Genomic DNA, 13351 nt, shown 5'->3' on the forward strand with positions numbered 1-13351 from the left:
AATGACACTCGTATCCAAGACCTTTGAGCTGTACGGCAAGACCTACACCTTTGAGTCGGGCGAACTTGCCAAGCAGGCCACCGGCGCCTGCCTGGTCAAGCAGGGCGACACCACGATGCTCGACACCGTTGTCGTCTCCAAGGAGCGCAAGAACTACGACTTCTTCCCGCTGACCGTCGACTTCAACGAGAAGATGTACGCCGCCGGCCGCATCCCGGGTGGTTACCTCAAGCGTGAGGGCCGTCCCAGCGAGAAGGCCACGCTCACCGCGCGCATGATCGACCGTCCGATTCGCCCGAGCTTCCCGGACGGCTTCCGCAACGAGGTGCATATCGTCGCCACCTCGCTCGTCGCCGACCAGGTCAACCCCTTCGATGTCATCAACGTCATGGGTGCTTCCCTGGCCATGACGCTCGGCGGCGTGCCCTTCGAGGGCCCGCTTGCCTGCGTGCGCATCGGCCGTAACGTGGAGACCGGCGAGTTTATCGTCAACCCCACCTACGAGGAGCGCGAGAACTCCGATCTGGACCTGGAGCTGGGCGGCTCTGCCGACTTCATCTCGATGGTCGAGGCCGGCGCCGAGGAGATCTCCGAGGACGACATGCTCGCCGCCATGAAGTTTGGCCAGGAGGCCCTTGCTGCTTTCTGCCAGGCTCAGGACGAGTTCGTCGCCGAGTGGGAGCAAGTCAACGGCCCCATCGTCAAGAAGGAGTACCCGCTCGACCAGCCCGTCGAGGAGGTCCAGGAGCGCATCTTCGCCCACTACGACGAGATGGCAGCCGCCCTTCGCGACGCCGACAAGCTCTCCCGTATCGGCAAGGTCGAGGCTCTGAAGGAGTCCATCCGTGCCGAGTTCACCGAGGAGGAGCAGGCCGCTTGGGAGCGCGAGATTCCCGTGGCGCTCAAGAAGCTCGAGAAGAAGGCCATGCGCACCATGGTCGTCGAGACCGGCGAGCGCGTCGACGGCCGTGCTGCCGACGAGATTCGCCCCATCATGGTGAAGGACAACTACCTGCCGCTCGTTCACGGCTCCGGCCTGTTCCAGCGCGGCCAGACCCAGGTGCTTTCCGTCCTGTCGCTCGGCATGCTCAACGAGGGCCAGCGTCTGGATACCATCGAGCCCACCGAGGGCAAGCGCTACATGCACCACTACAACTTCCCGCCGTTCTGCACCGGCGAGACCGGCCGCATGGGCAGCCCCAAGCGCCGCGAGATCGGCCACGGCAACCTTGCCGAGCGCGCTCTGCTTCCGGTGCTCCCCGACGAGAACGAGTTCCCCTACGCCATTCGCGTCGTCTCCGAGGTCATGGAGTCCAACGGCTCCTCTTCGATGGCTTCGACCTGCGGCTCCACGCTCGCCCTTATGGACGGCGGCGTGCCCATTAAGCGCCCGGTCTCCGGTATCGCCATGGGCCTGATCCAGGAGGAGGGCAAGACCGTGGTCCTGTCCGACATCCAGGGTCTCGAGGACTTCCTGGGCGACATGGACTTTAAGGTCACCGGCACCACCGAGGGCATCACCGCCCTGCAGATGGACAATAAGGCCACTGGCCTTACCTTCGACATTCTGGCCCGCGCTCTGCAGCAGGCCAAGGAGGGTCGCGCCTTCATCCTGCAGAAGATGCTCGATGTGATCCCCGAGCCGCGCCATACCACGCGCAGCACTGCCCCGCGCATCGTTTCCATCCAGGTTCCGACCGACAAGATCCGCGACGTCATCGGTTCCGGCGGTAAGGTCATCCGCGGCATCCAGGACGAGACCGGCGCTTCGGTCGACATCCAGGAGGACGGCACCGTCTTTGTCGGCGGTACCGGCGAGTCCGTCGACCAGGCTGTCGAGCGTATCAAGCTCATCATCAAGGTTCCCGAGCCGGGCGAGGAGTACACCGGTCGCGTTGTCTCCATCCAGCCCTTCGGCGCCTTCGTGAACCTTCTGCCCGGCAAGGACGGCCTGCTGCACATCTCCCGCGTCGCCAAGGGCCGCGTGGAGAAGGTCGAGGACGTCCTCAATGTGGGCGACGAGGTCAAGGTCGTCGTCATCGAGGTCGACGATCGCGGCAAGATCTCGCTCGATCGTCTTGACAAGCCCGAGGCCCCGGCTCGCGCCGAGGGTGCCTCCGAGGGCGACGGCGAGCACTTCCAGCGCCGTGAGCGTCCGCGTCGCGAGCGCTCTGAGCGCAGCGACCGCCCGCGCCGTCCCGGCGACAACGGAGGCCGAAAGCCTCGCCGTCACCACGACGCCGAGTAACAGCCGTACATAAGCAGCTCAACAAGGGCGACTCCTAAGGGGGTCGCCCTTTTGCTATTCTCGGCGGGGCCGCAGGTAAAGTTTCCTGCTCTACAGTCCTGCTCGCACGGAGAGCATATTAAGTGCTTTCCTTTGCGTGCGGAACTCGCGATAAACTTCATATGCGTCCCTCCCGGGCGCAAGCAAAAGGGCTGGTTAATGCCGCTCGCTATTTAGTTAGACAGTCTATTCAGTAGTCAGATTACAGATCTGTAGATAGCCGCAGCAGCATCTTCCCAGATAAAACCGACCAAAATAAACCTGTCTCTATTTGGCAGGTTTCCCGTGGGGCGGGCACTGATGAAGTTTATCGCGAGTTCCGCACGAACAGGAGGCCACTTAATGTGGCCTCCGTCGTGAGCAGGACTGTAGAGCAGGAAACTTCATCAGTGCCCGCCCCACGGGAAACCGGCGGGATGGACCAGTTCAGATGGGGCTTTGATGCATGGGTGGTCTGTTGGTGGGCAAATGGGTATCATACTGAGGTTACTGCGTCGACTCTATGATGCATGTTTGTACGTTCCCGGCGGTCGGTTTGCCAGAAGCGCCCCGCCGGTTGTTCCAGACCCGTTTCGAAGAAAGGAAACCACACTAACCTATGGCAGCTAAAAAATCATCTCCCTTGAAGATCATTCCGCTCGGTGGCCTTGACGGCATCGGCAAGAACATGACGGTCTTCGAGTGCGGCGACGACATGGTGCTCGTCGACGCCGGTCTCATGTTCCCGGATGACTCCCAGCCCGGTATCGACCTGGTGCTTCCTGACTACACCTATGTCCTGGAGAACGAGGAGAAGCTCCGCGGTATCGTCGTCACCCACGGCCACGAGGACCACACCGGTTCGCTTCCGTATCTGCTGCAGGACCTCAACAACAAGGTGCCCATCTTCTCGAGCAAGCTGACGCTTGGCTTTATCGAGGGCAAGCTCTCTGAGTTCCGCATCCGCGCGCCCAAGTTCCGCGAGGTCAAGGGCGGAAGCCATGTCAATCTCGGTGGCATCTCGCTCGACTTCTTCTCGATGACGCACTCCATCCCCGGCGCTCTGGGCGTGTTCATTCGCACTAACCAGGGCACCGTTATGCACACCGGCGACTTTAAGCTCGACCAGACGCCCATCGATGGTGTCACTCCCGACTATGCCGCTATCAGCCGCTTTGCCAAGCAGGGCATCGACCTGCTGCTTTCCGACTCCACCAACGCCACGGTTCCTGGCTTTACCAAGTCCGAGGCCGAGGTTGGTCCCAATCTGCTGCACGCCATCAAGAACGCCCCGGGTCGCGTGTTCGTCGCGTCGTTCTCGAGCCACATTCATCGCCTGCAGCAGATCTGCGATGCCGCCCGTAAGTGCGGCCGTAAGGTCGTTGTGACCGGTCGCTCCATGCTCACCAACACCCGCGTCGCGCGCGAGCTGGGCTACCTCAACATCGACGATGCCGATATCATCGATGCCTTCGATATCGATAACCTGCCCGACGACAAGATCGTCGTCATGTGCACCGGTTCGCAGGGCGAGCCGCTGTCGGCCCTGTCCCGCATGGCCAATGGCGAGCACAAGACGCTCTCTATCCACGAGGGCGATACCGTCATCCTCTCGGCAACTCCCGTTCCCGGCAACGAGAAAGCCGTCCAGCAGGTCGTCAACAGCCTGGCCAAGCTCGGCTGCGACGTGTGGGATAAGAACCGCGCTCTTGTCCACGTCTCGGGCCACGGTAGCCAGGAGGAGCTCAAGCTCCTGATGGCCATGGCCAAGCCCACGTACTTTATGCCGGTTCACGGTGAGGCCGTGCACCTGCGCGCCCATGCCCAGCTTGCCCGCAAGATGGGCATCAAGGACGATCATATCTTTATCCTCGATAACGGCGACACGCTCGAGATGCGCGGCGGTATCGTCAAGCGCGGTACGCCCGTCGAGTCCGGCGTCGTCTACGTCGACGGCCTTCGTATCGGCGATACCGACCCCATCGTCTTGCGCGATCGTCAGAAGCTCGCCAATGACGGTATGGTTACCGCTGTTGCCATCGTCTCGCTTAAACACAAGAAGATCGAGGCCATCGAGTTCTCGGGCCGCGGCGTCTCGTTTGCCATCGACGACCAGTTCTCTGAGGATGCCTCCGCGTCCATCATGAAGACGATCGAGAAGGGCAAGTTCAGCTTTACGAGCAGCGGTTCCGATGCTATTCGTAAGGCCGTGCGCGATTCGCTCTCTAACTTTATCTGGAGCCGTACGCGCACCCGTCCGATGATCATCCCGGTCGTCATGGAGGTTTAGTTTGGCGCGTGGATCTGCACAAAACGCCAAAGGCAATAAGGCCAATAACCAACCGGCATCTGCTAAGGGTGCCGGTTCCCATCTGCGTGCCAATAAGGGCCACGAGGCGGACTTCGACGATTTTGAGCCTTTGGTTGAGCCCTCGGCCAACCGTGATATCGCCGGCGTGGTCATCGCCGTTTTGGCGATTGCGTCCTTCATTGCCGTGATTTCGCCGGCGACCGCACCCGTTACGGCTGCGGTTGCCGGTTTCTACCACCTGGGCTTTGGTCTGGGCGCCTACGTGCTGCCGATCGTCATTTTGCTGTTTGCCGCCACGCTCTTTTTAGGCGAGGACTCGCCGCTCAACGTACGCTCTGTTGCGGGCGGCGCCGTGGTCTTTATCGCCGTCGTCTCCATTCTTTCGCTGATGGTGCCGGGTACGAGTGTCTCTTGTGACCTTATGTTCACGCCGCAAAATTTGTCCGCCTCGGGTGGCTACATCGGTGCGTTTATTGCGAGTGCGCTGCAGAATGCCCTGGGTAAGCCTATCGCGATGGTAGTCCTGTTGGGCTTTGTCGTCGTGGGCTTGGTCATCATCGGCTTTTCGGTTGGCGGCGTTTTGCGCTCTGCTCGCGACCGTGCGGCCGATTTTGCCGAGCGCCGTCGTGCCGATGTCAACGCCAGCCCGTGGGGTGACGACGAAGCCCTGTCGGTGCCCGGCGTTGCCCGTCCGCACCTGAGCATTCTTCGTCAAAAGGGCTCCGATGCTGCCGTGACCACGGTCATGGGCAACGATGTGGACCCGGTTTTGGACGATGACGACGAGGACGAGGATCCGTTTGTCGACGTGTCCGAGTCGGTTGAGGCTGAGCGCGCTAAGACGACGCTGCTGCCGCGCCGCCATGCCAAGAAGGGCAAGGCTGCGCCTAAGCTCAATACAAGCGAGCCCGACCCGTCTTGGTCCGATAGCGAGATTGAGCTCACCGAGGGCGATGACGAGGATGACGAGGCTCCGATTGAGACCGCAAAGACAACTTTGCTGCCGCGCCGCCATGCAAAGCGCGACCAGGTAACCGGTCAGCTTTCGATGGAAGACGACCCCGATAAGATCGACGAGTCCGAGCCGCCGTTTGCCGTGAATCCTGTTTCGGCAGCACCTCAGATCCCCGACTTCTTGAAGCATCCCAAGGTTGCCGATGCGTCTGCCTCGAGTGCTGTCGAATCGGCTGCGGCTAGCGATGGGGGAGCGGACGGCGGCGCCGCAGATAACGAGGGCGAAGAAGAGGACGGCCTCAAGCTTCCGCCGCTCGAGATCCTGCACGCCAACCCGCAGTCGGCGTCCGCCGCGTCTTCGGACAAGGAGCTGGAGCAGACTGCCGAGTCGCTTCAGTCCACGTTGCTTGAGTTTGGCCGCAGTGCCCGCGTGGTCGGCTGGATCGCCGGCCCCACGGTGACGACCTTTAAGCTGCAACCTGGCGAGGGCGAGCGCGTGAGCAAGATCTCGAGCCTCGAGGACGATATCGCGCTTTCGCTCGCTGCCCAGTCGGTGCGTATCTTTGCCCCGATCCCCGGCACCTCGCTCGTGGGCATCGAGATCCCCAATCGCAAGCGCCAGAACGTCAACCTGGGCGACGTGCTGCCCTATGTGAAGGGCGGTCCGCTCGAGCTCGCAATCGGGCGCGATGCCGAGGGCACGCCGGTCGTCGCCGACCTTGCCAAGATGCCCCACCTGCTGATCGCCGGTACCACTGGTTCCGGTAAGTCGGTGATGATCAACTCCATCATCACGACCCTGCTCATGCGCGCGCTTCCCGAGGACGTTCGCTTGATCATGGTCGACCCCAAGCGTGTCGAGCTTGCGGGCTATAACGGCCTGCCGCATCTTTATGTACCGGTCGTTACCGAACCCAAGCAGGCCGCGAGCGCTCTGCAATGGGCCGTGTCCGAGATGGAGCGTCGCCTGAAGGTCTTCGAGCGCCTTAACGTGCGTAAGATCTCGACCTACAACGAAAAGCAGGCCGCCGGCGAGTTTGAGCATTACGACAACCCGCCGCAAAAGATGCCCTACCTGGTCATCATTATTGACGAGCTCTCGGACCTGATGATGGTTGCCGGCAAGGACGTCGAGGCGTCGATTGTGCGTATCGCCCAGCTGGGCCGTGCCGCCGGTATTCATCTTATCGTGGCCACGCAGCGCCCCAGCTCCAACGTGGTGACGGGCCTTATCAAGGCCAACATCACCAACCGCATCGCCTTTAACGTCGCCACGGGTATCGACTCGCGCGTCATCATCGACCAGATGGGTGCCGAAAAGCTTACCGGTTTGGGCGACATGCTGTTCTCCAAGGTCGACTGGGGCAAGCCTCGCCGTATTCAGGGATGCTTTGTTTCGGATGATGAGATCAACGAGATTGTCGAGTTCGTCAAGTCGCAGAGCGAGCCCGACTACCACGAGGAGATTCTGTCTGCCGTGGCGCCCGCTTCCATGTCCATGGCGGGTGGCGGCGGTATTGTCCGCACCGGAGTAGCCGAGCCGCAAGACGATGATCCGCTCATTTGGGAAGCCGCCCATATTGTGGTGGAATCGCAGCTTGGCTCCACATCTGGCCTGCAACGTCGTCTGAAGGTTGGCTATGCGCGTGCCGGGCGTATTATGGACATGCTGGAAGAAAAGGGTGTCGTCGGCCCGCCCGACGGTTCCAAGCCGCGCGAGGTCCTGTTGGACGAGGAGGGGCTTGCCGCGCTGGAATCTGTCGACGCCGAGATAGCACGTGAAGATCGTGAGTTTGGAGGATTCTGATGGCTGCACGCTTTGGTGACATGCTGCTCGAGCAGCGTCGCCGAATGGGCCTTTCCATTCAGCAGGTCGCCAACACCATCAAAATCAGGCCGCAGATCATCGAGTTTTTCGAGACCGGTAACTTTGCCTCGATGCCGCCGCGCGGCTATGCGCAGGGCATGATTTCGAGCTATGCTCGCTTTTTGGGCCTCAATCCGCGCGAGGTCGTCAATGCCTACTTTGACGACCTGATGGCATACGAACGCGAGACGTCGCAGCAGGGCGGTCGTTTTCAGGACGCCGCCGGCTACGTCAATTCGCGTTCCTCGGTCGATAACGGGCGCTTCCTGATGGTTCAGGGCGGTCGTTCGACCCGCTATGGACAGCGTCCTCAGCAGGCCGGTTATATTACCGAGACGGGTTCGGGCGAGGAGATTCGCTCACAGCGTGACCGGTTCCGCAGTACGCCGATGCCCGAGGACCGTGCACTTCCCGCTGCCCGCGGCGTGGCGCGTGACCCTCGTGCCGGCTACGGCGACGGCGGCTATTCCGATCGTGGTTACCGTGGTGCCTCTATGGGACGCTCTCGCGGTGGCTATGCGGATGCCGATACCACGCAGGTGACGCCGCGTCTTCGCTCTCAATCACAGCCGTATGGCCAGCGCTCTTCGGCTTCGCGTTCGGGCCAGCGTGGCTATCAAGGCCGCGGTGAGCTTGCGCCCCGCTCGGGTCAGCGCAGCCTTCAGGGCCAGGGCGGCTATCGCGGCCGTTCCGATAGCAATCGTGGTCGTATGCCTCAGGGAGGCGGCCGCAGCAGTTCCGGTCGTGGACGTGGCGGATCCCGTACTCCTCAAAACAACGGGCTCGATCCGCGTATCGTCTACGCCGGCATCGGTGCCGTGGCGCTGCTGCTGATCGTGCTCATCGTGGTGCTTCTGCGCGGCTGCGCATCTTCGGCGCCCGAGAACACGCCCGAGACGCCCACTGCTACCAAGACGACGACCAAGAAGTCTTCTAAGAAGTCCGAAACGGTCGACGAGGACGAAGACGCCGATGAGGCGACGGATGCGTCGACTGATTCGGACGCTACCAAGACGACGGCCAAGAAGGAAGAGAATGAGGTCACGAAGGTCAAGGTCTCCGTTGCCAAGGGAAAGACCGCGTGGATTGAGGTCAAGGTCGACGGCAAGTCGGTCTATGGCGCCCAGGCGACTGGCCCCTTTGAGCAGGAGTACACGCCCGAGTCCTCGATCGAGATCACCACATCCAAGCCTTCCGATGTCACCGTTACCAAGAACGGTGAAAAGGTCCGTTACGATACCAAGACCTCGGGCGTGGCACGTGTGACAATCACCGTTCCCAAGAAGGAGACGACTGATTCCGAGAATGGTGAAAGTTCTGATGGTACCGACACCACCGATGGTACCGATACCACCGACGGTACCGATGCCCAGTCCACGGATGGCGCCGATACCGCAACTGACGGTCAGACACCCACCGATTCTACCGACAATTCGTACGATAGCTACTAGGCCGCTCGTACGCGAAAGGAAACATCATGGCTAAAGATTCCAGCTTCGACGTCGTGTCCGAGGTCAACATGCAAGAGGTCGATAACGCCTTTCAGCAGACCACGCGCGAGATTTCCCAGCGCTATGACCTTAAGGATTCCGGCGCCACGATCGAGCTTTCGAAGGGCGACAAGCTCTTTACGATCAACGCCCCGGCCGACTTTGTCTCCAAGCAGATTGTCGACGTGCTGAGCTCCAAGCTCATCAAGCGCGGCATCGACCTCAAGGCCGTCTCGTGGGATGCTCCGCAGGCGGCATCGGGCGGCACCGTGCGCGTGCTCGGCCATATCGTCGAGGGTATCGACCAAGCGACCGCCAAGAAGATCAACAAGGACATCAAGGACCAAAAGCTCAAGGTCAAGGTGACCATCGAGGCCGACAAACTGCGTGTTTCCTCTGCTTCGAAGGACGCGTTGCAGTCCGTGATCCAGTTCCTGCGCGACCAGGACTACGGCCAGCCGCTGCAGTTCACCAACTACCGCTAATATCAATCGAAAGGACCGCTCTCCAACATGGATACACCGTTGGGCTCCGTGCTCTACATCACCCTCGGGTGCGCTAAGAACGAGGTTGACACTGACCGCATGCGTTCTCTTTTGACCGCCGCGGGCTACGAGGAGGCATTCGACCCGCAGGATGCCGATATTGCCATCGTCAATACTTGCTCGTTCCTCGCCTCCGCAACGTCCGAGAGCATCGAGACCACGCTCGAACTCGCCAACGAGGTTCAGGACGGCGTTCGTTCTTGCCCCATCGTCATGTGCGGCTGCGTGCCGTCGCGCTATGGCGATGACCTACCTGACGAGCTGCCCGAGGTCGCTGCCTTTGTGAAGGCCGACGAGGAGGACGGCATCGTGGCGGTCATCGATGGCGTGCTGGGTGTCGAGCGCGAGATTGCAGCCTATATCCCGCAGGTCAAACGTACCGTCGAGGGTGCTGTCGCCTACGTCAAGATTTCCGATGGCTGCAACCGCTTCTGCAGCTTCTGCATGATTCCCTACATCCGCGGCCGCTATCATTCGCGCAATGCCGAGAGCATCATCTCCGAGGTGCGCGACCTGGTTGCCGGCGGTGTGCGCGAGATCGTGCTGATCGGCCAGGACACGGGCATCTGGGGTACCGACTTTGCCGACGAGGACGTCGCCGATGGCTCGCCGCGCAATCTGGCGCAGCTGCTGCGTGCCGTCGCCGAGGCCGTGCGCCCGCACAACGTCTGGGTCCGCGTGCTCTATCTGCAGCCCGAGGGCATGACTGACGAACTCATCGAGACGATTCGCGATACGCCCGAGGTGCTGCCCTATATCGATATCCCCGTGCAGCACTGCGACGCGCGCATTCTCAAGGCCATGCGTCGCTCCGGTTCACGCCAGGAGCTCGAGGACCTGTTCCGCGATCTGCGTGAGCGTATCCCCGGCATCGTGATCCGTTCCACGGCCATGGTCGGCTTCCCGACCGAGACCGACGACGAGTTCCGCGACCTTATCGACTTTATGGACACCGTCGGCTTTGACTACACGAGCGTCTTTGCCTACTCGCAGGAGGAGGGCAGCCTGGCCGCTAAGATGGAGGGTCAGGTCGACGAAGAGGTCAAGCTCGAGCGCGCCCAGGAGGCCATGGACCTGGCCGAGTCGCTCGGTTTTGCCGCCACTGCCGCACATGTGGGCGAGCGCGCCCAGGTGATCGTCGACGGTATCGAAGAGACCGAGGATGGCGCCGAGCTGATCGGCCATGCCTGGTTCCAGGCGCCCGATTCCGATGGCGCGGTGCATCTGGACGCCAGCGAGGCGTCCGTGGGCGATATTCTGACCGTCGAGTTTACCGATAGCTTCTGCTATGAGCTTATCGGTCATGTTGTGGAGTAGGAGAGCGTCGTGGCTAACGAGAGCAATAAGGAACTGACGAGTGTCTGGACGCCCGCCAACATCGTGACGTGCGTTCGCATCGTCTTTATCCCGGTGTTCATGATCGTGTCGGCGCTTTCTCACACGAGTGTTGCCGGTACGGATTGGAGTGCCTTCGACGGCCCGCTCGCCGCCGCTGCCTTCATTCTGTATGTGATTCTGTCGTGCACCGATAAGGTCGACGGTTATCTGGCGCGTTCGCGCAACGAGATCACCGACTTCGGTAAGTTCTTGGACCCCATCGCCGATAAGCTGCTCGTGTTCTCGGCCCTGCTGCTGTTCTTGGATTTTGGCGCGGTGACCGTGTGGTCCGTGTTCATTATCCTGTTCCGTGAGCTTCTGGTGAGTGCCCTTCGCATGGTCGCGAGTGCGGCCGGTGTGGTCGTTGCGGCCGATAAGCTCGGCAAGTACAAGACGGCAACCACGATGGTCTCCATTTGCGGTTACCTGTGCGTTTTTGCTATGGCCGGCTTGCACCTTGGCCCGGTGGCGCTGACGCTCGGCATCTACTCGGTGTCGCGCTTCCTGTACGCCGTTGCCGTTGTCCTGACCGTTATCTCGGGCGCCCAGTACTTCTGGAACTGCCGCAAGATAGTCTTTTCCGTCTAGGTCCTGGTAGGCATGACGGAATCATTTGAGCAGATTGCCGCGCATAACGAAGAGCTCGCACGCGATATTGTCGAGCGTGCAAGCTTTCGTGGTGTGACGGTTTCGACGGCTGAATCTCTGACAGCTGGCATGATCGCCTCGACGATCGCCGATATCCCTGGTGCCTCGGCGGTGCTGCGTGGCGGTGCGGTGACCTACTGCGATGAGATTAAGCATCGCGTGCTGGGTGTTGAGCAGGAGACGCTCGACCGTTACACTGCGGTGTCGCATCAGACTGCGCGCGAGATGGCGTCGGGTTCGCTGGAGCTGTACCAGAGCGATATTGCAGTGAGCGCAACGGGTTATGCCGGCCCCGGCGGTGGTACTGAGGACGATCCGGCGGGCACTTTCTATATTGGCTGGGCGCATCGTTCCGCCGATGGGGGCGTGCCGGTCGTGGACTCTGTGCGCTGCCACTATGAGGGCGACCGTTCGTGTGTTCGTGCCCATGCGGTCACGGAGGCATTGGGTCGCATTGCCCTTGTGCTCAACTCTATGGAATAGACGTGTTTTAAGGGGCCTCCGAGCCCCTTAATTGTGGAGATAGGGACCTTAGGCTCATTTGGCGTTTGTGCTGGTTGTAGATGTATTTTTGCCTGCCTTGTTCATATTTGGTCCTTTGTGGTCAAGCATTTGGTCAGTGTTTGGTCGGCGTTTGGTTGGGTTTTGGAAAGACCGCCTGCATATGATTGGCCTGAACGGTTGACCACGAACAGCCGTTCGTTTATTATCGATGCAGGTTGTTAAGAGGAGGGCTATTCATGGCCAAGAATTCAGGTCCCGTACGTACCGTTCATGCTCGCACGACGGGTAAAGAGCGCGATGAGATGATCGCCACCACCAAGGCCGAGATCGAGAAGAAATTCGGCCAGGGTTCCATCATGAGGTACGGCGACGGTGGTCCCGAGCTCGAGGTCGAGGCCATCCCTACGGGCGCTCTGGCACTCGATGCCGCTCTGGGTATCGGCGGTGTGCCGCGCGGCCGTATCGTCGAGATTTACGGTCCTGAGTCCTCCGGTAAGACGACGCTTTCGCTCGAGATTTTGGCAGAGGCCCAGGCTATGGGTGGCGTTGTGGCATTTATCGATGCCGAGCACGCGCTTGATCCCACGTATGCCGCGCGCATCGGCGTGGATATCGACGAGGTGCTCATTTCCCAGCCCGATACGGGCGAGCAGGCGCTTGAGATTGTTGACATGCTCGTGCGTTCCGGCGCCATCGATGCCATCGTCGTCGACTCCGTCGCCGCGCTGACCCCGCGTGCCGAGATCGAGGGAGAGATCGGCGACACTACGGTCGGTCTTCAGGCTCGCCTGATGAGCCAGGCGCTCCGCAAGCTCGCCGGCTCGCTGTCTAAGTCCAACACGACGTGCATCTTCATTAACCAGCTGCGTGAGAAGATCGGCGTCATGTTCGGCAACCCCGAGACTACGACGGGCGGCCGCGCCCTTAAGTTCTTCTCTTCGGTGCGTATCGACATTCGCCGTATCGACAGCATTAAGCTTAAGGACGAGGTTATCGGTAACCGCGTGCGCGCCAAGGTCGTTAAGAACAAGGTGGCGGCTCCGTTCCGTTCTGCTGAGTTCGACATCATGTATGGTACGGGCATCTCTAAGGAGGGCTCGATCTTGGACATGGCTGTCGAGTGCGGCATCTGCAAGAAGATGGGCTCCTGGTTTGCCTATGGCGAGGACAAGCTCGGCAACGGTCGCGAGGCCGCCAAGGCGTTCCTGCGCGAACACCCCGATTGCGCTGACGAGATTGAGCATAAGGTCCGCCTTGCCTGCGGGCTTGAGTTTGATGACGATGCTCCGTCCGAGGTCGAGCTGACCGATCAGCCTGCGCCTGAGGAGTTTGACGAGCTTTACGCCATCGATGGTTCCGCCATGCTCGATGATGACGACGAGTAGCGGT

Annotated in this window: 9 protein-coding genes; all 9 read left to right on the forward strand. The window is 60.9% G+C overall.

What is annotated here, in order from left to right:
* Position 1: 1 nt before the first annotated feature.
* The 9 genes from AB5Z25_RS02800 to recA all read left to right on the forward strand — a co-directional run bounded on the left by AB5Z25_RS02800 (position 2) and on the right by recA (position 13347).
* On the forward strand, positions 2 to 2248 hold the full coding sequence (locus tag AB5Z25_RS02800) for a polyribonucleotide nucleotidyltransferase (protein ID WP_055309899.1): 2247 nt from the start codon (positions 2 to 4) through the stop codon (positions 2246 to 2248).
* A gap of 637 nt (positions 2249 to 2885) precedes the next feature.
* The gene (locus tag AB5Z25_RS02805; protein ID WP_006235967.1) at positions 2886 to 4556 is read left to right on the forward strand and encodes a ribonuclease J; all 1671 of its coding nucleotides are present in this window, start codon (positions 2886 to 2888) and stop codon (positions 4554 to 4556) included.
* Position 4557: 1 nt separating this feature from the next.
* Positions 4558 to 7338, forward strand: coding sequence for an FtsK/SpoIIIE family DNA translocase (locus AB5Z25_RS02810; RefSeq protein ID WP_368134740.1), 2781 nt, complete (start codon positions 4558 to 4560; stop codon positions 7336 to 7338).
* Positions 7338 to 8849: a helix-turn-helix domain-containing protein gene (locus AB5Z25_RS02815; protein ID WP_346965328.1), complete on the forward strand. Its 1512-nt coding sequence runs from the start codon at positions 7338 to 7340 to the stop codon at positions 8847 to 8849. Before AB5Z25_RS02810 ends, AB5Z25_RS02815 begins: the two co-directional genes overlap by 1 nt.
* Positions 8850 to 8875: 26 nt before the next feature.
* Positions 8876 to 9373 (forward strand): YajQ family cyclic di-GMP-binding protein, encoded by a 498-nt coding sequence (locus tag AB5Z25_RS02820; RefSeq protein WP_161160281.1) that lies wholly within the window; start codon positions 8876 to 8878, stop codon positions 9371 to 9373.
* Positions 9374 to 9400: 27 nt separating this feature from the next.
* The gene (gene rimO, locus AB5Z25_RS02825; protein ID WP_022094698.1) at positions 9401 to 10750 is read left to right on the forward strand and encodes a 30S ribosomal protein S12 methylthiotransferase RimO; all 1350 of its coding nucleotides are present in this window, start codon (positions 9401 to 9403) and stop codon (positions 10748 to 10750) included.
* A gap of 99 nt (positions 10751 to 10849) precedes the next feature.
* Entirely contained in the window at positions 10850 to 11398 is a 549-nt protein-coding gene (gene pgsA / locus AB5Z25_RS02830) for a CDP-diacylglycerol--glycerol-3-phosphate 3-phosphatidyltransferase (RefSeq protein ID WP_430392752.1), read from the forward strand.
* Positions 11399 to 11410: 12 nt separating this feature from the next.
* Positions 11411 to 11941, forward strand: coding sequence for a CinA family protein (locus AB5Z25_RS02835; protein ID WP_346965325.1), 531 nt, complete (start codon positions 11411 to 11413; stop codon positions 11939 to 11941).
* 257 nt (positions 11942 to 12198) lie between these two features.
* On the forward strand, positions 12199 to 13347 hold the full coding sequence (gene recA / locus AB5Z25_RS02840; protein ID WP_022094695.1) for a recombinase RecA: 1149 nt from the start codon (positions 12199 to 12201) through the stop codon (positions 13345 to 13347).
* The last annotated feature ends 4 nt before the right edge of the window (positions 13348 to 13351 follow it).

Origin of the sequence: Collinsella aerofaciens (assembly GCF_040910325.1) — a bacterium.
GTDB lineage: Bacteria > Actinomycetota > Coriobacteriia > Coriobacteriales > Coriobacteriaceae > Collinsella > Collinsella aerofaciens_BL.